The sequence below is a fragment of the Caenibacillus caldisaponilyticus genome (assembly GCF_002003465.1).
Taxonomy (GTDB): Bacteria; Bacillota; Bacilli; order Bacillales; family Sporolactobacillaceae; genus Caenibacillus; species Caenibacillus caldisaponilyticus.
In genome coordinates, this window is sequence record NZ_BDDQ01000043.1 from 15,093 (window position 1) to 35,699 (window position 20,607).

The following is a 20,607-nucleotide window of genomic DNA, read 5'->3' on the forward strand; positions in this document are numbered from 1 at the left end:
TATCGTTCAACCAAACGACGGCACCGCCTCTGGCGTCTCCTGTTCCGGAAGGTCGAAAACGGCGGGCATGAAACGCCGCGTTGAACAACCTTTGCATGAAGAGCGAACGCAATGGTCTTCATCGATTCGTGCTTTGTTAAATCGGCATCATGCCGGGCGTACCAAAAATGCCCGCCAAAAAGTTTGGCGGGCATAGTTGAACCAAGGGTTACATTGACTTCGATGATGCATAACCCCAACCAACCTTTTCGGCAGCCCGGCGATCATAGCTTTTTCAAAGCCTTAGACCCGTAGCTTTGCGTCTCTGCCTTTCGACAGATTTGCCGTTATCGAAGGTGATCGATGTCTTTTTTCATATGCATTGTAATATAACTTTTGATGGAAATAAAGAAAAATTGAGTTGTGTCCGGCATTGGTAATGATGGTCTGCACGCCGTTTTTTGGTGCCGGTTCCCTTTCTCTTCAATCGTCAAAGAACCGGGCCATGTCGGCAGGAAGGCCGGCACCGGACCTTCCCATGATGGCACCAGAACCAAATTCCCTAACCACAAGGGACGCGAAATTCGCCCCAACCGCCATCCAAGCCGAATGCTTGAACCCCCGGTCCCGACTCACTACAATGGATTTATACTGCGGCTATCCTTCCGCGAAACGACGCACGATATCCGTGATGCGTTTGCCATAAAGCGGATGCCCGAAAGTCACCCGACATCACTTCACGCGGTCGACCCGCACGCGGCACGCCGGAAGGCAAACGCGGGCATCCGAAAAAACGATAGACAAGGAGGATGAACTCTGTGAAAACCGATCGGCCCAACGACCAACTATTAGGGGCGCTTGCGGCAAGCGCGGCTTATTTTCTTTGGGGAATCCTTCCGATTTATTGGAAGATGATCGACGGAGCGACTTCTGAGGAAGTGCTTGCTCACCGCATCCTTTGGTCCTTTGTCTTTATGATCGTCTTGTTGCTCGTGACGCGGCAAATGAAAACGCTCGCCGCGGACATCAAAGCGCTCGCCGCCGCCCCGCGCAAAGCCGCTTCTCTCATCGGCGCTTCCGTCCTCATCACGCTGAACTGGTATACTTTCATCTGGGCGGTCAACCACGGCCATGTCGTCGAGTCCAGCCTCGGCTATTACATCAACCCGTTGATCAGCGTCCTTCTCGGCGTCATTTTCTTAAAAGAACGGCTGTCGCTATGGCAAATGGTCTCCGTTGCGCTCGCGACGGCAGGCGTGTTGATCATGACCATACATGCCGGCACCTTCCCGTGGATCTCGCTCATCCTTGCTTTGACGTTCGGCTTGTACGGCTTATTGAAGAAAACGGTGCGCCTCAGCGCGATGACGGGGCTTGCGATCGAAACGTCCATCATGACGCCGGTCGCCTTGATTTTCCTGGCTTTCTATTACGCGAACAGCCGGCACGGTTTGCCGATCGCGGATCCCGCGTTGACATGGCTTTTGATCGGTGCAGGGGTCGTCACGGCGGTGCCGCTGCTGCTTTTTGCCGCCGGCGCCAACCGCATTTCCTTGTCCATGGTCGGCTTTTTCCAATACATCGCTCCGACGATCATGTTGATTCTCGGCACGTTGCTCTATCACGAGCCGTTTAATCATCAAGACTTCATCGCCTTTTTATTGATATGGATTTCGCTTGCCCTGTTTACTGTCGCACAGACGAAACCTTTCACGCGCCTTGAGAATAAACTTCTGCCCCAACGGTTTTCCGCAAACCGTTAAAACCGCAAGCCCATGCTGTCTCTCGGCGAAAGTCGGTCCGGCTTCCACCGGAGACGGCTTTTTTGTACGCCCATCGCTTCGTCGCTCTGGGATGGCCCCTTTCGACCATTTGCGGAACTTGCCCGCTATGACACATAAGGACCGCTCCAAAGCGCACATGCTTTGGAGCGGTCCTTTTTCTCCGGAATCGGTCCGGTTTCCCACCGTTGCCGCTCCTTCACCGGCCAACCGACCGCCGCCGACTTGGAGCTTTAAACGCTCAAATTTTGAATTTCTCCGCCAACCCATTCAAATCATTGGCGAGCCGGCGCAGTGCTTGAGAAGCCGCTTCGATGTTTTCGATTTCTTTCAATTGCGTGCTCGTCGCTTCCACCGCTTTATGGGTATTTTCGGCGTTTTTGCCGGAAATCGTGCTGATCTCATTGACGGACGCCGAAACTTCTTCGACGCTGGCGGAAATTTCTTCAGAGGCGGCGGACACTTCTTGAATTTGCGCCGACACTTCTTCGGAAGCCTTGATGATTTGGGCGAAGGTCGATTGCGTTTCTTTGACGAGCCGCAGCGCTTCTTCTACATCTTCCTGGCTTTGCGCCATCTTCGACATGCTTTCTTCCGAAACCGCGTAAACGTCCCGGATGATGTCGGTGATTTTGTCGGCATTAGCCCGCGATTCTTCGGCCAGTTTTTTGACGTTTTCAGCGACGACGGCAAAACCTTTTCCGTGTTCGCCCGCTCGCGCCGCTTCAATGGCCGCGTTGAGCGCCAACATGTTGGTCTGCTCGGCGATCTCCGTCAGGAATTCGACGATTTTGCCGATTTCATTCATTTTCTCGTTCAGCGTATGAATCGTGCGGTTGGTCATTTGCACGGACTCGTTCGCCTTGGAAATCCCTTCATCGATGCTTTCAAGATAGGCATTTCCTTCTTTGGACAAATTGGAAGCTTTGACCGCCGTCTCGGCGACATGGCCGGAATGTTCCGCGATTTTTTGCACCCCGGAGGCCGATTCTTCCATCGCCCGCAGCGATTCTTCGGTCATCGCATGCGCATCTTGGGATTTGTTGGCCACCTCGTCAATATGCCGGACGATGTTTTCGGAATACGAACGGTTTTTCGAGGCGTTTTCCGCCAAGGCGTCGGACGAGCGCGCCACTTCCTTCGTCGTCTCCATAATGCCCTTGATCAACTGCCGCAAATTCTCCACCATGTCATTGAAGGAACGAGACAGCTTCCCGATCTCATCGTTCGATTTGATTTCCAATTTTTCAAGCGACAAATCCCCTTCGGATATCCGGTCAGCCATTTTGACGACGGAACCCAACGGTTGCATGACCCGCCGGATGACCAAGAATATCAAGGAGATGATCACGAGAACGGCAAGGAGACTGACAATTAATTGTTTGATCACGGCTTTGTTGATCTCGGATTTAATGTAATTGGCCGAATAATCGATGCCCAAAAGGCCGACGGTCTTGCCGGCGCTGTCTTTTACGGGCGTGAAAACCGTGCGCCACGTACCGTACGGGTCTTTAAAAATGTCCGTGACGACCGGTTTGCCGGTCTTCATCGCTTTTTTGGCGGCTTTGATATGGACGTCGGCCAAATTGTCGAACTTTTTGCCGGCGTGATAAATCGAGTTTAAGTTTTTCGTGTAAGCGATCGGAACGACGCTGTTGTCATCGTTAACGACGCTGTTGTCATCGTTGGCCTTCCAGACGTAACTCCAGCTCATCACTTTTTGTTGTTTCATAATGTCGTCCAACACTTTTTGGACGTTTTTGAAGTTTTCATCTTTCTCGTTCGTGATCGCTTCGATCTGATCGGCAACGGAGCCGTCGAGCGAATAGGCGGTCAAAATGCCGACGCTTTCCAGCTCTTTTTTCAGGTCATTCGACATGGTCGCCTTTAAACTGGAGATGCTGGTCAAAATGACAAACACAAAACCGAGCAAAACGACGGGCAAAGCGATCAAAGCGATTTTGTTTTTTAAGGAAATGTCCTTAAACTTGGCTATGTTAAACTTTTTCATCGTCATCCCTCTTTCTTAACTGATGGCTTCCGTCGTCCTTTCGGCGACATCCACGTCTTCATCGGATTTCCATTGCCTTTCAAACCGTTCGAGTTCTTCCGGCGTCGGTTTGAAAATCAACGAGGCAAGCAAAATGACGATGCCCGAGACGACTACCCCGGAAATGCCGGGCAACTTCCACAGTTCAACCATTAACCCCCAGAGGCCATCCGAATCGGTCTTGGGAGCCGGCACGCCATAAATGCTTGTGACGATGTAGTAGATCAAACCCGCACTGACGCTCAGCCAGACCGCTTTCGTGCTGATTCGTTTAACAAACGGGCCGAGGACGAGCGGCCAGAAAATGGTGACGAAAATGATGTCCCACGCCAGATAAGCGAGGTCGATCACCTTCTGGAAGGCGAGCGACAAAATGAGGCCGATCGCCGCGCTGATCGCGATCATCAGGCGGGAGACGAACAACAACGTTTTTTGCTCCGGCTTGCGATTGATAAAGTCCATATAAATGTTTTTCGTCCAAATTCCGGCCGAGGCGAGATAACAAGCCGACAGCGTGGACATCCCCATGGCACCGAGGGCCGTCAGGAAAATGCCGGCGATGATCGGCGGGAAGTGGCCTTGGGCAAATTGCAACATCAACATCTCGGGATTGGCCGCATGGGGGAACAAGGTTTTGAACGCTTCGCCCAGGACACCCGGCATCCAGCTGATCGCGATGACGACCGTTCCGGCAATCAGCATGCTTTTATAAGCGACCTTCGGATTTTTCGCCGCTGCGACGCGCTGGCCGAGGTCGGCCGCCGGAATGTCGCCCAAAGCGAGCACCAGGTACAGCGACCAGAACTCGTAGCCGCCGCGATGGACGAGCTTATGGATATCCCACCAATCCGAATGGAACGTTAAATCGTGATATTGGAACAACACGACGCCGACGATGCCCAAAATGCCGACGAGCGCGAGCAACCCTTGCACGACTTCGGTGTAAGCGACCGCCCACAGACCGCCGATGACGGAATACACCGCGGTGAGCAAAACGAACAAAATGGCTGCCGGCACAAAATCGAGATGAAAAATGGTTTGGATGATGTAAGTGCCGCCGACGGTCAATGCCCCAGCATTGAAAAAGCCAAAGGCGATGCCCATGACGACGCCGGTATAGGCGCCAAGTTTTTTGCTGGCAAAACGCAAGCCGTAGTAATCGGCGATCGTCCAGCCCTTCAGCCGGCGGAGCGGCTTCGTCCAAATGAGCGCCCCCAATACCATGCATGTGCCGAGCCCGGCCATCGTCGCCGTTCCCTCAAATCCGCCGGTCGTATACCCCGTTCCGACGGCCGCAAAGAAAAACGGCGCGGCGAGGAGCGCGGCGATCAAGCTCCCGGTCACGACGGGAAGCGGCATGCTCCAGCCGGCGACGATCAAATCTTCCGCCTTCTCCACTCTCTGGTAGCCTTTAAAGCCGATGTAATAGATAAAACACAAATAGAGAACAAAAATAACCATAACCGTGACCAAGGACAGTCCCTCCCGTCTGACATGCCGTCCATCCGAATTAACCGTTCATGACGATGCCGCCGTTGGGCGTGAGCACTTGACCCGTATAAAAATCGCTGTCCGGTCCCGCCAGAAAGGCAACGGTTTTGGCGATTTCCCACGGTTCCGCCAATCGCTTCAACGGGTATTTTTTCGCCTCTTCCGCCTCGTAATCGGGGCCGAAATGTTTCAGCAGAGCCGTGCGCGTCCCGCTCGGCGCCACCGCGTTCACCAAAATGCGCGGCGCCCATTCGCGGGCGAGCGATTTGGTCAAGGCGATGATGCCGCCTTTTGCAGCCGAATAATGCGCGTACGACTCACACCCGAGCTGGCCGAGGTCCGAGGCGATGTTAATGATTTTTCCCCCTCCGTTTTTTTCCATGATCTTGATCGCTTCCCGGCAATTATAGAAAGTGCCGTACAGATGAACTTTGATCATGCGGTCCCACATTTCATCGGTCATTTCGGTAATGCGGGCCGGTTGCGCGATGCCCGCGTTATTAACGAGGATATCGACCTTGCCGACCGTGTTTTTGATATGGGCGTACAACGCTTGAACCTGACCGGAATCCGAAACGTCGCTTGGGTAGGCGTCGGCCGACCACCCTTGCTTCAGAAGTTCATTTTTGAAACGCTCGGCCTCTTCGCGATGGATATCATTAATGACGACGTGGGCGCCGAGCCGCGCGAGCTCTTCCGCGATCGCTCGACCGATGCCGCTCGCCGCCCCGGTCACGACAGCACACTTATCTTTTAGAATCATCTGGATGCTCCTTTCCGACCCAAAGTCCACACAACCCTAATATCGGCATTTTGTTTCTTCAAATGAAGGAAACGAAGGGGGCTCAATGAAGATCGGTACAATTTGACCGGGTCTTTTGTATTAGTGCGTCCCGTCAAAGCCAACCTTTTGGCTGTGTGAGGCGGAAACGGCAGCTTGCAGCACCACGGAAGGATGCCTGTCCGCGTACCAATAGGAAAGATCACGGTGTGCGGCGATCCCTTTCATCGGTGATGAGCGCCTTATGGGCATAAAAGTGAACGGCCTCAAGAGGTTTAAAAGCATCGAAAACGGAAAGGCGGCGGATGGTGGCGGAAACGCGGGAAGCGGAACGGCCTGAAACGCTGCCATCCTCGGCGCATTTGCCGCAGCAATGGCACAGCGCCGATAACAATAAAAAACGGCTCCTCCCGCTAAGGTCGGGAGGAACCGCGCGATCGCGACCGTTTTTTGACAGCAAATGTTCGGCTTGACATTTCTCTATCATTTTCGAAGCAATCGCCCATCTGGGGCGTGATCACAGGGATCGGCCGCGTTGGGCGCTTGAACGGCTCTTTTTCGGCTCAGACGGAAAAATGCGCCGTCCGTTGACAAGCCACGATGATTCATCATCGGCAATGTCCGGCCTGCTCTGAGCATGAAACTTGTAAAAGACGGTCATTTCGCTTCCGGGCCGAATTTCCCATCGCGGAAATCCTGGAAGGCCTGTCTGATCTCTTCCATGGTATTCATGACGAACGGCCCGTAAGCCACCACGTCCTCCTTGATCGGTTTTCCCGAATAGACAAGGATTTTCGCCCGGCTATTGGCCTTTATAAACAATTCGCTGTCGGTGTCGTCCGATCCGTCTTCCTTATAGGTCAGCAATGCCGCATCGGTCTTCATCAAAGCGACGCGCTGGCGGCCCAGTTCCAGTTCGCCGGAGAGGACGTACGCGAACGCGTTATGGCTTTCCGGCAGGCGATGGATAAATGTCGCGCCTTTGGACAGAGAAATTTCCGCCATCGTAAACGGAACGAGCGCTTGCAACGGGCCTTGGACGCCGGCCAGATTTCCGGCATAAACCCGCAGCGATCCCCCTTCAAAAGACACGACGGGGACATTTTCGACAAAGATATCTTGATAAGACAGCGCACTCTTTTTCAAGGCTTTGGGAAGATTCACCCACAATTGCAGCGTATGAATGAGATCGTCATCGACCGCTTCCTCCGCGTGCCTGGCCGCCCATCCTGCGTTCATGTACTGGACGTCGCCCGCTTCCAAGATCGAGCGGCCGCCGCCATTGTCAATGTGCTCCAGCCGGCCGTCGATGACGTAGGTGACGGTCTGAAAACCGCGGTGGGGATGATCGGGGAACGTCCCGCGTTTAAACCAATCCTCCGCCATCAAAATAAAGGGATCAAACTCCCGCCAACGGTCCGGAGGCAAGACGAAGCCTTGCTGAACATGGGGATAACCGTTGTTGACGTATTTCACTCGCCAGTGGTCTCTCACTTCTCTATGGAAAACCGAGTGGTTTTCTTTAAGTTCCATATCTGACTCCCCTTTGCCCGTTTTTGTTTCAGGGACTTTGCCAACGAATAGCAACCGTCTGACGAAGGCGTGAATGGCATGGCCCGCTGTCCATTCGTATGAATCTGGACCGCGCGGCCGGAATGGGCTCTTCATTCATCCTCTGCCGCATCGCATCGATATGACGAGAGGACGCGCCATGCCCAGCTCTTCCATTTCTTTATCATTATGCTACAAAAGTTCTATTATAAGAAGTAGTTACATGAAAGATAGGAAGTACATAAAAAGATACTATTGGACTGGAGGCGATGTTTATGCAGAAAAATCCGGAGCAATGCCAAGTCGTGGTCGCTTTGGACATGATTGTCGGAAAGTGGAAACCGATGATTTTGCTTTATCTGATGAACGAAGGCACGAAGCGGTTCAGCGAGCTGAAGCGTTTGTTGCCCGACATTACCCCGCGCATGCTGACGTTGCAGCTTCGCGAGTTGGAAGCCCATGACATCATCGAACGAAAGGTATATCCCGAAGTGCCGCCAAGAGTCGAATACAGCATGACCGAGTACGGAAGAACGCTGGAACCCATATTAGAAGCGATGCATGAATGGGGAAAGGCCCATTTGGAGCACATGAAAGCGAAGCATGCCCGGCAATCGGAAGGCGTTGCCGACCCGTCCGGAAAAAGCGGCCGTTGATGGAAAAGCCCGTACGAAAAATGCCGACCAAAAACGGCGGACGCATCAAGATAAGAACATTTAGCCCGGAAAACCATGATGGGATTCATCGCCCGCCGACCGGACTTCCGAAGGCGTTGTAAAAAAACATAAAAAACCCCGGCAATGCCGGGCGAAGGAAGCGCCATCCGGCATCCCGGGGTTTTGCGGTTTTTCAAAGGCCGCTGGGCAAAAGGCGGTGATATCCGCTTGGTTGGAAACGCCGCAAGCCCGGCAGCCGGATCGTTTCAATGGAACGAAAGGAATTATAGACATGCTTGTAACGGCCGGTTAAACGGCCGTTTAATATTTATAATCTGAAAATCTGAACGACAAAGCGCAAGTCTTCGGCGAGTTTCGCCAAATTGTCGGCGCTCGCCTTCATTTCCTGGGCGATGCTGCTCGTTTCCTCAACCGAAGCGGCTGTCTGCTCAATACCGGCGGAAGATGATTCGGCCACCGAAGCGATACTTTCGATCGCTTGCGCCACTTTTTTGCCGTTTTCATTCATCTCGGACAGGCTTTCGGTCATGGCCTTGATGTTTCCGACCATGTCATCGATGCGTTTTTTGATCGTTTCAAAGGCAACACCGGTTTCTTTCATTTGGCTCATGCCGAGATCGACTTGAGCATGGCCGGTTTGCAGCGATTCGCTGACGGCTTTCGATTCTTTTTGAATGCCGACGACGATCCCGCTGATTTCGGCCACCGATTTGGAAACTTCATCGGATAGTTTGCGGATTTCATCGGCGACGACGGCGAACCCTTTGCCGTGTTCTCCTGCCCGCGCCGCTTCAATCGCCGCGTTTAAAGCCAACAAATTCGTCTGCTCGGCAATTTCGCGAATGACCTGCCCAAGCTTCGAAATTTGTCGAGACTGTTCCTCCAGCGCTCCGACTCTGGCCACGGCTTCTTTGACCACATCATAAATCGCTTTGGTCTGCGACAAGGAGCGGTCGATCAACTCGGCGCCTTTCTCGGTGATGGCCATGATTTCTTCGGATGACGCGCGCATCGTTTCGCCATTTTTCGACTCATGGTCAACCCTGTCCATAAAGCGGGAGACAAACCCGGCGGCCTCTGTCGTCGAATTGGCCTGCTTTTCGGCGCCGGATGTCAGCTCCTGCATCGTGGCGGCGATTTGCTGGCTGGCTGCGCTGACCTCTTCGACGGATGCCGCAAGCTCCTCGCTGTTTTGCGCCAATCTTTCGGACGCATCGCCGATTTCTTTGATGATGTTTCGCAAAGCGCCGCTCATCGTGTTCATGGAAGACGCCAAAGCGCCGATTTCGTCTTTGCCGTCATAATCGATCGGCTTGACCGTCAAATTGCCGCTCGTGATTTCATCGACCAGGCCGACCACCGCTTTAAAAGCTTTTTGAACGGAACGGTTGACGAAATAGATGATGACGCTGCCCAAAATCGCACAGATCAGCACCGCGACAACCAATAATATGGCGGTATTCGCGAAGCTTTTCTTCGCGACGTGGCCGGCCGTATCCATTTCTTTATTTAACGATTGCCGCAATTTTTCCAGCAAGTCCACCGTCTGGGTTCTCAATTGTTCGGTATTTTGCCGATACCCCATCGCTTTGGACTCATCGCCGTTTTTAACCGCCGTAACGATTTCGGATAAAAACAAATCGTTCACCGTTTTATGGTTACGGATGACGGTCTTAAATACCCCTTTTTGTTGTTTGGTTTTCAAGGCCGGTTGGACCTTTTTGGCCAGATCATTGAACTGTTTTTGAATATCTTGGAATTCCTTAATTTTTGACGGATCTCTGTCATTCAAGTAATCGGCGATCCGAACATCTTGGGCGCGAAAGAGGGAAGCCATTTCGGTGATATCGACCGCATACTGGCTTTGGCGATCAAAAGCGTCGAGCTTTTGTTGACCGATATACAAAAAGACGTAGATGACGGCGGTCGCGATGACGAACAGCAAAATCGTCACGCCATAAGACAAACCGTACTTCATGCCTAATTTCATATTTTTTAAGCGGAATTTTTCCCACATAACGCAATCCCCTTTACCAACGAATCGTCTTATTTTTAGAAATGCCTTTCCTTGAAGATGAGAGAACGTGATGAGCGGGAGGATCCAATGCGTCAATAGGTCAGCCGAATCATTCTTTCCATACTCATTTATCGGCACAATCTCCTAGTTTTACAAGTGGGAGAATAGTAAAATCTTCTCATTAAAATTAAAACATATATTAAGAATGTAAAAATGAGTCTTAAAATATTAGGCCAAAGCCTAAACCGATCTCACGGATTCAGAAATCCCTGCACATCCTTCATCATCTTAATTCTATTTATGAAAACTAGCAGTGGCTTTTATCTCTCTCATCTGCGCATCGTCCGCGAGTTGAACCTAAAATAGAGAGCGCGGACAGCAAAAGCGGCGGATTCCTTGAGCAACCGCTATTTTAAAAAATCAAACTCAAGCCCTAAATGGACTTCTTTAGCCTTCTGATATGTGACCCAAGCGGCCGCTAAATCTTGAAAAGCCAATCCCACAGCCCCATAAACCGTTATCTCCGCTGGATCGGTTCGGCCTTGATGTTTGCCGTTAAGTATTTCCCCGATTTCGGCAGCGATCGATTCCGCATCCAGGCCGACGCCCCCGATCGCCCCCATATCGACGGCGAGTTCCCGACTATCGCAAACAAACAACGCCCGGCGGATCACCTCAGCGGAAACCTCGCTTTTTCCGGGTTCATCGGGCCCGATCGTTGTAATATGCGTCCCGGGTTTTATCATGTCAGGGAAAATAAAGGGAGCCCGTGACCATGTGGCGGTGATGATGATTCGAGAATTTGCGAGCGAGTCTTCCAATGTTTGGGCCACCGTTATCGGAAGCCCTAATTCTTGTTCCAGCCTCTTTAAAAAACGATGCGCCTGCTCCACATCCACGTCATACACCCATACTCTTTTGATGCGACGAAAATACAATAAAGATTTTTATTGTAATTCTCCCTGAGCGCCCGCCCCGACAATCGTAACGGTATCGGCATTTTGAGCGGCCAGCAAATGCGTCCCTAAGGCGCCGGATAACCCCGTACGAACCGCCGTGATATACGTCGAATCCATCATCGCCAACAGTTCGCCGGTATTTAGGTCATGCAGATGAATGATACCTTTTATTGCCGGCTGTTGACCCGGATGCTTGGCGTGAACCTTTACGGAATAGGCCGGAATCTCCTGAAGCATTCCCGGAAACAGCACGACCACGCTGCTGTTTGGGCTTTGGGGTAGAGCACAGAGAAACCGTTCGACCGGTACGGAAGATTTCGACAAGGAATAGGCTTGAAATCCCTTTTTTATCCACGGCAATAATTGAGGAATCTCCAGCAGCTTTTTAACATCAGAATTCGATAAAAGCAGCGTTCCCATTTCAATCATTCTCCCTCTATAATTGTTGGGCCAATGAAACGGTTTCATATATATTTCTTCACGGTTTATAGAACGTGATTTCCCAACCCCTTTTTATAATTCTTTGTCATCAACAGCGATCCTCCGGGGCGAAGCCGGCTTCCTTAGTGCGATCGGGCGCACGAATGTCTAATAAAACGCAATTTCCCCTTATGATAGAATAATCTAAACGAATGTTTAAATAAGCAAGGAGGCGGAGGAATAAGATGGAGTTTCGTTCGGTGAAAGGCTCTGACTACTATGTCATCTCCCCGCTCATCAATGCGTGGTGGGGCGGTAGACAAATGTCTGATAAGTTGCCCAAATTATTCTTCGACCATTTTCAAAATACAAGTTTCATTGCCGAACAAGATGGAAAAATCATTGGATTTTTGATCGGTTTTCTATCACAAACGCATCCGGAAGAAGCATACATACACTTTGTCGGGGTTCATCCCGACTATAGGAAATGCGGGGTGGGAAGACAACTTTACCATAAATTTTTTGATATCGTTAAAAAGAACGGGCGGCATATCGTCCGTTGCGTCACTTCACCAGTGAACAAAACTTCCATTGCCTTTCATACGAGAATGGGATTTGCCATCGAAAAAAACGGAGATAAAGAAGTGGACGGCATCTCCGTATATACGGATTATGATGGACCCCATCAAGATAGGGTTTTATTTGTGAAGGAATTAGAGGCATGAGGGGCCCGTCCGACGAACGTTCGGCGGAAGCCGAACAGCGCTCACAAAAAAAACCGAATCCCATTGGGTCTTTTTTTGCAATCTAAACCTTTAACAGCGCCTTTTCAAAAAAAGAACCCGAAATCCGTTTTTGGATTTCGGGTTCACTGTCATTCATATTTCATTCGCGACATTCCCACGATGATGAACAGGGCGGCAAAACCTAACAGAACGGCGGCCGGCATGGCGATGTCCGCGAGCGACCCGCCGCGGGCGATGAGTTCGGTAAAACCGTCCATGGCCCATTTTTGCGGGACGAATTGGGCGATTTTTTGCATGATGTTCGGAACGACATCCAACGGCCAATAGACGCCGCCGAGCATGCTGGTGGATACAACGATGAGGTTGCCGAGCGCCGCTTGCTGCTCCGTCGTTTTGACAAAGCCTGCGATGAAGAGGCCGAGACCGACGACGGCGAGCAACACCGCGGAAACGAACGCCATCAAGGCGGCGGGATTCCCCCAATGAACGCCGAACAAGAGCGATGAAGAAAGCATCAAGACGGCGAACTGCACCCAACCGATAAGGAAAAACGACAGAAAATAACCGGCCAAAATTTGAAAGCGGCTCGAAGGCGTCGCCATGATTCGGTACCAAACGCCCGACCTTTTGGCTTCAAGAAGAGCTCCCGTGACCGAGATCATTTCGATCATGACAAACATGATCGAAAACCCTGCGGCTCTTGCCGAAGTATTATCCATTTCCAATTGATTTTTATGTTTAAAAATCGCTTCCACGCGGACCTTTTGCGCCGAAGCGCGGACATCGTGATCAATCCTTCGGTATAAGCTCTGCCAATCGTCCGGCGATTGCGGCCTTTCGCCTTGCAAGGCCGCGGTCGCGATGATATGCATTTGATCGACGCCATGATTAAGCGCTTGTTTGATGGCCATGGCACCAGAAAATTCCGGGCCGTGTTGAAAGGTGACCTTCGGTTTGTTGCCCTCCAACAATTGCTTTTGAAAGCCCTTATCCACCATGATCAAGCCGGAAACTTTTTTCTCGCGAAACCATTGTTTGGCTTGTGCGGGTGAAACCTTCTTCAATTGGAAGAGGGGATTCTTTTGCATGTCTTTTTCATACCGTGCAGACAGAAAGGAATGGTCTTCATCCACCCAGGCGACCATCGGCTTGGGGCTGTAGCCGCTTAAAAGACTCCCAAACAGAAACGTAAAAAGCAAGGGCATGGCGAACATGAAGAGATAGTTTTGCGGTTTTTTTAAGACGCGCAGCCATTCGAATGCGCAGAGATCCCAAATCCGTTTCATTCTTCTTCCTCCTATCTGGCCTGCAGGCGCCAAGTCCCGATCGTCACGGCCGCGGCGCCGATTCCCGCCAGCACACCGATCGGCAGCGCCAACGCCGACCAAGCGGTGCCGCCCATGATGTCAACCAAACTCGTCAGCGCCCAAGTATTGGGAGCGATATGTGCGATTTGGCGCAGCATGTCCGGAAACAGCGTCAGCGGCACCATGGAACCGCCGAGCAAAGCTAGGATTTGTACCCCTATGCCTCCCACCACGTCGGCGGTTTTCTCGGTATGAATCACCGAGGCGATGAACATGGAAAGACCGCTGACGGCAACGGCAAAAGCGGCGCCGACGCTTAGGGTCTGCAGCGCGTTGTCACCCCAATTGACGCCGAATAAAAAGCGGGTGGCGAGCATAAAGATGAGGAATTGCGCAACGGCGAAATAAAGCGTTCCTAAAAATTTTCCAATCAAAATGCTGGTTTTTCCCGTCGGCGTACTGAACAATCTCGCCAAGGTCTGGGTCTCCCGTTCATGGATGAAGGACTTCGCTCCGTTCATCATGTTGAAAAGCAGAAACATGGCGGCCATGGCGGCGGCATAATATTGCATCCCGGAAACCGGTTTTTGGCCGACGGACTTTTCCTCGACCGCATGCCATTGTTGCTGCGCCGCCTGTTTTAATTCATCCGCCACCTCTTGAGATAAACCGGCCATTTGTTCCGGCCCGGAATCCACAGCGACGGATAGCACCGTTTTCGTGGAAACGGCGGTCGTCTCCGCGCGGTCCATGAAGGTTTGCGAAAGTGTTTGGAGAATATCCGACTGCAGCGATTTACCGGGATCGGCCAATATCGTTAGCCCTTTGAGCTTGCCGTTGTTTAAATCCCGGCTCCACCCATTGGGAAAAACGATCGCGGCATCGATGGAGCCCTCGCGAATGTGTTCCTCCAGCGCTTCCCGCGAATCGGCCATTTTTATGTGGATATAAGGCTTTAAATCCCGGCTCTGCAAAACATCGCGGATGAACTGCCGGGCCAAAGGATCGTCGTCTTTCCACACGATCCCCAAATTCGTTTTCGGAAACACCGTGGCATCCTCGCCCATGACCCCGCCCAATGCGGACCCCAAAATGAAGGTTAAAATCAACGGCATCAATATCATGAGCATAAAACCGCGGCGATCTTTAAAACGGATCATGAAATCCTTCCAGGCGATCGTCAAGCATTTCATCGGTCATCCCCCCTAGTCCCGCAAAGAGCGCCCGGTCAATTGCAAAAACAACGCTTCCAGGTTCGGTTCTTTGACATTTAAAGAAAGCAGCTGGACGCGGTGTTCGAGAGATAAAGCGACGATTTGGCTCAACGCGGCATCGGCGCGCGTGACGAACACCTCGATCCGGTCCTCCTCAACGATTTTCACATTGGCGACCGCTTCCATCGTCTTTAAACGTTGGATAAAACGCTCCTTGATGGGATCGACTTTCAGCTGAATGACCGTTCCCCCGGCCAAACGGTTGCACAGTTCGGTCTTCGTTCCCAAGGCGATCACTTCGCCGTGATCGATAATGGCGATCCGCTCGCAGAGAAATTCGACTTCTTCCATGTAGTGGGACGTATAGATCACGGTCATGCCTTGTTCATTGAGCCTTTTCACGGTTTCTAAAATATGGTTTCGGGATTGCGGATCAATCCCCACGGTCGGCTCATCCATGATGAGGAGTTCGGGATCGTGCATCAAGGCGGCGCCGATGTTGATGCGCCGCTTCATGCCGCCGGAAAACGTTTCGATTTTATCGTTCGCCCGATCGGACAGGCCGACATCCGCCAACACCCGGTCGGCTTTCGCCTTGGCTTCGCGGCCTTTAAGACCGTACATTTTGCCCCAAAAGACGAGGTTTTCTTTGGCCGTCATCGTAGGATACAAGGCGATATCCTGCGGAACAATCCCGATTTTCCTTTTGACGGCCATGGGATCTTTTTTAATCGAAAGGCCGTTGACTCGAACATCCCCGCCATCGATCTTTAACAACCCGCAGATCATGGAAATCGTCGTCGATTTGCCCGCGCCGTTCGGTCCGAGCAATCCAAAGGCTTCTCCTTTATCCACGGAAAACGACACGCCTTTAACGACAGGCTTGCCGCCGAAACTTTTTTTAAGTTCGATCACTTGCAGCATGTCACACCCTCCTGCTCTCATTTGCTTAACTCACGGTTAATTTTATAGGGCGGCGAAGCCGTTGCCATCTGCGCTCCGATAGAACTTTTTTAAAAAGAAACATGACTTTTGGCAGTCGCTTCAAAACGTCGCTCTGCCAAAAGTCATGTGTCAAAAGTGGTGATCCCGTAACGGACAGCAAAAATGGCGGCTTGGGTGCGGTCCCTCAATTCAAGTTTGCTAATGATATTCGACACGTGATTTTTTACCGTTCCCTCGGTAATCACCAGCTCTTCGGCGATTTCTTTATTGCTTAATCCGCGGCCCAACAGCCGCAAGACATGAAGCTCCCTCTCCGTCAGCGCATCCAACTGGTTTGGAATAGCCCGGGCCTGCTCGTTTTCATCCAGCCGTTTCGTTATCCGCAACTCGGCCAACACTTGGCGGGTCAACTCTTGCGGCAACACGACGCCGCCCGCATGAACGGTCATGATCGCTTGGACGATGGCATCGGTCGGCATGTCTTTCAGCAAATAGCCGGACGCTCCTTCGTTTAAAGCAGCAAAGATCAATTCGCTGTCTCTGAACGTGGTCAACATCAACACTTTGATATCGGGCAAATGGGTATGGATGAGGCGCGTGCCTTCGACCCCGTTGACGCCCGGCATGCGAATGTCCATGAGCACGAGATCCGGACGAAGGCGCGCGGCCTTCTCAAAGGCTTCCTGGCCGTCCGATGCCGTGGCGACGACCTCAATATCGTCCTTTAAATTCAACAAACTCGCCAAGCCGTCGCGCATTAACGGCTGATCATCGACGATCATGATCCGGATCATAGAGTCCCTCCCGTTTCCCATTGCGGCCGTTTAAGCGGTAATTCAGCCATAATCGTAAAGCCTTTATTCGGCTCGCTTTCCACCCGCAATTTGCCGCCATGTTCAGCGACGCGTTCCCTCATGTTCATCAAACCAAAACCGGGTTTGACAGCGTGGCCCCCTTTTCCGTTATCGCCGATTCGACAGACGATTTGCTTTTCGCCAAACGTTAAATCAACGCGACAGCGGGTGGCTTTCCCGTGCCGGACTGCATTGGTCAAGGCCTCTTGGATCACACGCTGGATGGTCTGCCGGACGCCGGGCGAAACGAACGCCGCATCGCCCTCAATATTTAAAACCGTCTCAATATGGGTCCTTTCGGAGAATTCCCTGAGAAGCCTTTCTATCATTTCTTGACAGGTCACCGGTTCCGGTTCATCGGCGCGCAAAGTGTAGACAGACCGCCGAATTTCTTGCAGCGTTTCCCGAGCAATCGTTTCACAAGTCTCAATGGTCTTGCCGCTTTCCGCTTTTTTCTGAAAAACGAGTTCCTTGGCCAGCTGCAATTGGATTAATAACGCCGTCATCTTATGTCCGACGGTATCATGAATTTCCCGGGCGATCCGGTTCCTTTCTTGGATGGACGTTAAGGCTTCGACCTGTTGCACATAGACGCTTAATTGTTCATGCGCGCTTTTTAACGCTTCATGGGAAGCATTGAGCTCCTCATATTGTTGGGCCACCTTTTCACGGGCGAGCATCAATTCCCGTATCAGATACCCGACAATGCAGCCGAACAGCACAAAACAAACATTCATGACGTTTCCCAAAATATCCCAAGTATTAGTCTCAAGCCCTGTCCGAATAAGGATGGCGAACCAGACAAGGAAAAAAGCGGAAATAAAGAGGAGCAGAGTTCGTTTTTCACTCGTCTCAAAAAACAAGGTTACGCCAATGATGTTGAAGTAGATGAGATAGAGGGGGCTCTCTCCCGCCAGCAAAAGTCCGACGACCGACGCAGCGACAAAATCAAGCCAAATCAAGGCGATGACGAGCCGTGTGTCCTTCACGGAAACAAACAAAAAATGGTCAATCACAAACACCAACGTGCAAAGGATGAGAGCGCCTTCCTTTGCCAAAGAAAGATTTTGGCTGATCATCAAGTAATATAGGCCGATCGCCATAATCATAAATATTCTGATATGAAGCAACATTCGCATGCCTTTTTCAGGCATGAGGTCACCCGCTTTCCGTCCAAATCGCACTGAAAAAGAAGAGCGATAAAGGCTTCGACGACCATTTAAAGATAACTTGAAGCCTACCGCCGTCCACAGGGACAAAGGGACGATCCCATCCCATCGAACAAAGCGGCCATCCTCCGTTCGGCCGTTCAAGACGATAAACGGCAACACCATGCCATTCAGTCGATCTTGGCTTCATTATAACGAATAAGGGCGATGAGGAAAATGCGAAAACCATTTCAAAGGCATAACCGGACCGGATCGTTCCATTTCCCCGCTTTCTTCACGAGTCCCATAGGCGTCATCATCAAGCGGAATATAAATAGAGCAGCCCCATTCCGCTGCGAGCTGCCCAAAAGTTATATGGTGGGAAAAAAACCTGTCCAATTCTATTTGACGGAAATTCGGGCGAGCGGAAGGCAACGCCTTCCAAGCACTTCCTCTTGGCTGCCTCCAAAGCAGGCAGTCTTTTTCCTTCTATTACAGCAATGACAGCTGGATGGCCCGTTAAATGGAAGTGGACCCTCCCTTATTTCTTCCTGACAAACTGGTAGGCAATCAACAGAAGAATAAACCAGACGGGCGTGACGAATAACGCAACGCGTGTATCGGAGGCAAACCCTAAAACGACAACGACAAAGACAAAGAAAGCGAGAACGACCCAGTTGATATACGGGGCGAACGGCATTTTAAACGGATTCTTCTCGGCTTCCTCCGCTTTCAATTTGCGATAGCGCATATGCGCGACCAATATGACGCCCCACACCCAAATAAAGCAAATCGTCGAGATGCTTGTGACCAAAGTGAAGACTTCATCCGGCAGCAGGTAGTTGAGCCATACGCCGATTAAAAGCACCGCCGTGGAAACCATCAAGGCCAACGCCGGAATGTTTCGGGCGTTCAAGGATTTCAGCCCATTCGGCGCCTTCCCTTCTTGGCCGAGCACATAAAGCATGCGGCTCGTACTGAAGATCCCGCTGTTGCATGAAGAAGCCGCCGCCGTCAATACGACGAAATTGATCAGCCCCGCCGCGGACGGGATGCCGATGAGCGAGAACACTTTGACGAACGGGCTGCTCGCGGGATCCATGCCATTCCACGGATAAATCGACATGATGATCAACAAGGCGCCTACATAAAAAATGAGAATGCGGATCGGAATATTGTTAATGGCTTTTGGAATCGTCCGCTCCGGATCCAACGTTTCTCCGGCCGTGACGCCGACCAATTCGATGCCGGTGAAGGCGAAGACGGCCATCTGAAAGGCGAGGATAAACCCTGAAAACCCGTTCGGGAAAAATCCGCCGTGGCTCCACAAATTAGAAAACGTCGCACGGGTATCATGGCTTTCAAACCCGGCAAGAACCATCACCAAGCCTATAACGATCAGAGCGATGATGGTAAAAATTTTAATTAAAGCAAACCAAAATTCCATTTCCCCAAAGGCTTTGACCGTCGCCATATTGATCAGGAACAGAACAAGCACGCAAACCAAAGCGGAAAGCCACTGGGGGACCGAAGGAAACCAATATTTCACGTACACCCCGACGGCCGTGATTTCGGCGATGCCCATGACAATCCAGCAGAACCAGTACGTCCAGCCGGTCACAAACCCGGCCCACGGCCCGATAAATGTCTCGGCAAATTCCGCAAACGAGCCCGACGTCGGTTTGTAGACCAACAATTCGCCCAAAGCGCGCATCATAAAGAAAAGCATGACGCCGACTATGAGATAGACGAGCATGATCGACGGACCCGCGAGATGGATCGATTTCCCCGATCCGAGGAACAAACCGGTGCCGATCGCCCCACCGATCGCAATCAGCTGAATATGGCGGTTTCTCAAACCTCTCACCAAGGTTTTTTCATCCGTCTTTGGCATCCGCCTCGTCTCCTTCTCCATATGAATTTGGATCTAATTCATGCCCTGCAACAACATACGTTTAGGATATCACAACAAGTCCGGTATCTTAAATTCGCGGCGACTGGAAACGCTCCGTTTTATTGATGCGTCCTATCCCTCCAACACTATGAATGGCCCGCAAGCGCGACAGCCGTAGGATGTTCAACTCCAGAGGTCCCCAACGGCAATGGGTCTGCACCGTGAGGGTTTGGAAAAATACCCACGCAATGGTTCCTTTCACCTCCCGGATGGCGTTCTTCAAGAATATCAAATGCGCCATGAAACGGCGGTGATGAATCGGATTGCCATGCTCTGAGATAAGGTGCTACTGTGGTCAAGATGATCTAATGAAGGCCGTTCTTCAGACTTCTTTCAGCGAGTGCGCTTTGCCAAGGTGTTCTCCCATAAATACCAGGAGCGCCTCTGGTTATTCCCTAAAACGACATTTCTAAATGCATCCGCGGTGACACCGCTTCCATCCAATTGTTGCTTGTCATTTAGGCATCCAACACCATTCGGCTGGTCACTGTCTTATCGATGGGATTCATACAAATGAAAAGAAGCACGATGATGTATAAAAGTTTGTGTAAAGCATTTTGCTAGACCAAAAGAAAAAAGGTAGGGTATTCTCTGATTTAGCCATAACACATTCCAGAGAAAGGAGTACCCTACCTATGTCTAAAAGAAGTATACCGAATGTCGACTGGGCAAATCAACTGGAAAGTGTTATTCGTCAATTTGTGAAAGAAAAATTAGAGCTGATTATGCGGGA

General features: G+C 51.3%; 14 protein-coding genes, 3 pseudogenes and 1 riboswitch. Of the genes and pseudogenes, 4 read left to right on the forward strand and 13 right to left on the reverse strand.

The window, feature by feature from the left end:
- Positions 1-247: 247 nt before the first annotated feature.
- Positions 248-335, reverse strand: a riboswitch (cyclic di-GMP riboswitch).
- A gap of 462 nt (positions 336-797) precedes the next feature.
- Positions 798-1,742, forward strand: coding sequence for an EamA family transporter RarD (rarD, locus tag CCB157_RS12090; RefSeq protein WP_238594696.1), 945 nt, complete (start codon positions 798-800; stop codon positions 1,740-1,742).
- Between the two features lie 259 nt (positions 1,743-2,001).
- Here the strand turns inward: rarD and CCB157_RS12095 are convergent, their stop codons facing one another.
- From CCB157_RS12095 to CCB157_RS12115, 5 genes are all read right to left on the reverse strand, one after another.
- Complete coding sequence (locus tag CCB157_RS12095) at positions 2,002-3,771, reverse strand: methyl-accepting chemotaxis protein (protein WP_158077298.1); 1,770 nt, start codon at positions 3,769-3,771, stop codon at positions 2,002-2,004.
- 15 nt (positions 3,772-3,786) lie between these two features.
- Positions 3,787-5,283, reverse strand: a complete 1,497-nt coding sequence (locus CCB157_RS12100) for a sodium:solute symporter family protein (RefSeq protein ID WP_238594697.1) — start codon at positions 5,281-5,283, stop codon at positions 3,787-3,789.
- Positions 5,284-5,320: 37 nt separating this feature from the next.
- On the reverse strand, positions 5,321-6,064 hold the full coding sequence (locus CCB157_RS12105; protein ID WP_077616147.1) for an SDR family NAD(P)-dependent oxidoreductase: 744 nt from the start codon (positions 6,062-6,064) through the stop codon (positions 5,321-5,323).
- Positions 6,065-6,284: 220 nt separating this feature from the next.
- Positions 6,285-6,476 carry a hypothetical protein gene (locus CCB157_RS12110; RefSeq protein WP_077616148.1) on the reverse strand — a complete coding sequence of 64 codons (192 nt, stop codon included), beginning with the start codon at positions 6,474-6,476 and terminating at the stop codon, positions 6,285-6,287.
- A gap of 263 nt (positions 6,477-6,739) precedes the next feature.
- Complete coding sequence (locus tag CCB157_RS12115; protein WP_077616149.1) at positions 6,740-7,615, reverse strand: pirin family protein; 876 nt, start codon at positions 7,613-7,615, stop codon at positions 6,740-6,742.
- A gap of 293 nt (positions 7,616-7,908) precedes the next feature.
- Here CCB157_RS12115 and CCB157_RS12120 point away from each other — a divergent pair, with 293 nt between their 5' ends.
- Positions 7,909-8,289, forward strand: a complete 381-nt coding sequence (locus CCB157_RS12120; protein WP_077616150.1) for a winged helix-turn-helix transcriptional regulator — start codon at positions 7,909-7,911, stop codon at positions 8,287-8,289.
- 328 nt (positions 8,290-8,617) lie between these two features.
- Here the strand turns inward: CCB157_RS12120 and CCB157_RS12130 are convergent, their stop codons facing one another.
- Both CCB157_RS12130 and CCB157_RS12135 read right to left on the reverse strand, forming a co-directional pair.
- On the reverse strand, positions 8,618-10,327 hold the full coding sequence (locus CCB157_RS12130; protein WP_077616152.1) for a methyl-accepting chemotaxis protein: 1,710 nt from the start codon (positions 10,325-10,327) through the stop codon (positions 8,618-8,620).
- 407 nt (positions 10,328-10,734) lie between these two features.
- Positions 10,735-11,754: pseudogene (locus tag CCB157_RS12135) on the reverse strand (ornithine cyclodeaminase family protein).
- Positions 11,755-11,951: 197 nt separating this feature from the next.
- Here CCB157_RS12135 and CCB157_RS12140 point away from each other — a divergent pair.
- Positions 11,952-12,431: a GNAT family N-acetyltransferase gene (locus CCB157_RS12140; protein WP_077616153.1), complete on the forward strand. Its 480-nt coding sequence runs from the start codon at positions 11,952-11,954 to the stop codon at positions 12,429-12,431.
- 149 nt (positions 12,432-12,580) lie between these two features.
- On the opposite strand, the gene CCB157_RS12145 is transcribed toward CCB157_RS12140, so the two are convergent.
- The 6 genes and pseudogenes from CCB157_RS12145 to CCB157_RS12170 all read right to left on the reverse strand — a co-directional run bounded on the left by CCB157_RS12145 (position 12,581) and on the right by CCB157_RS12170 (position 19,814).
- The gene (locus CCB157_RS12145; RefSeq protein ID WP_077616154.1) at positions 12,581-13,738 is read right to left on the reverse strand and encodes an ABC transporter permease; all 1,158 of its coding nucleotides are present in this window, start codon (positions 13,736-13,738) and stop codon (positions 12,581-12,583) included.
- Between the two features lie 11 nt (positions 13,739-13,749).
- Positions 13,750-14,952 (reverse strand): ABC transporter permease, encoded by a 1,203-nt coding sequence (locus CCB157_RS12150; protein ID WP_077616155.1) that lies wholly within the window; start codon positions 14,950-14,952, stop codon positions 13,750-13,752.
- A gap of 266 nt (positions 14,953-15,218) precedes the next feature.
- Positions 15,219-15,897: pseudogene (locus CCB157_RS12155) on the reverse strand (ABC transporter ATP-binding protein); the annotation flags it as partial.
- A gap of 143 nt (positions 15,898-16,040) precedes the next feature.
- Positions 16,041-16,712 (reverse strand): response regulator, encoded by a 672-nt coding sequence (locus CCB157_RS12160; RefSeq protein ID WP_077616157.1) that lies wholly within the window; start codon positions 16,710-16,712, stop codon positions 16,041-16,043.
- The gene (locus CCB157_RS12165; RefSeq protein WP_158077299.1) at positions 16,709-17,905 is read right to left on the reverse strand and encodes a sensor histidine kinase; all 1,197 of its coding nucleotides are present in this window, start codon (positions 17,903-17,905) and stop codon (positions 16,709-16,711) included. The genes CCB157_RS12160 and CCB157_RS12165 overlap by 4 nt, the downstream gene beginning before the upstream one ends.
- Positions 17,906-18,461: 556 nt before the next feature.
- The gene (locus CCB157_RS12170) at positions 18,462-19,814 is read right to left on the reverse strand and encodes an amino acid permease (protein WP_077616159.1); all 1,353 of its coding nucleotides are present in this window, start codon (positions 19,812-19,814) and stop codon (positions 18,462-18,464) included.
- A 695-nt stretch (positions 19,815-20,509) separates the two neighbouring features.
- Here CCB157_RS12170 and CCB157_RS12175 point away from each other — a divergent pair.
- Positions 20,510-20,607: pseudogene (locus CCB157_RS12175) on the forward strand (transposase); the annotation flags it as partial.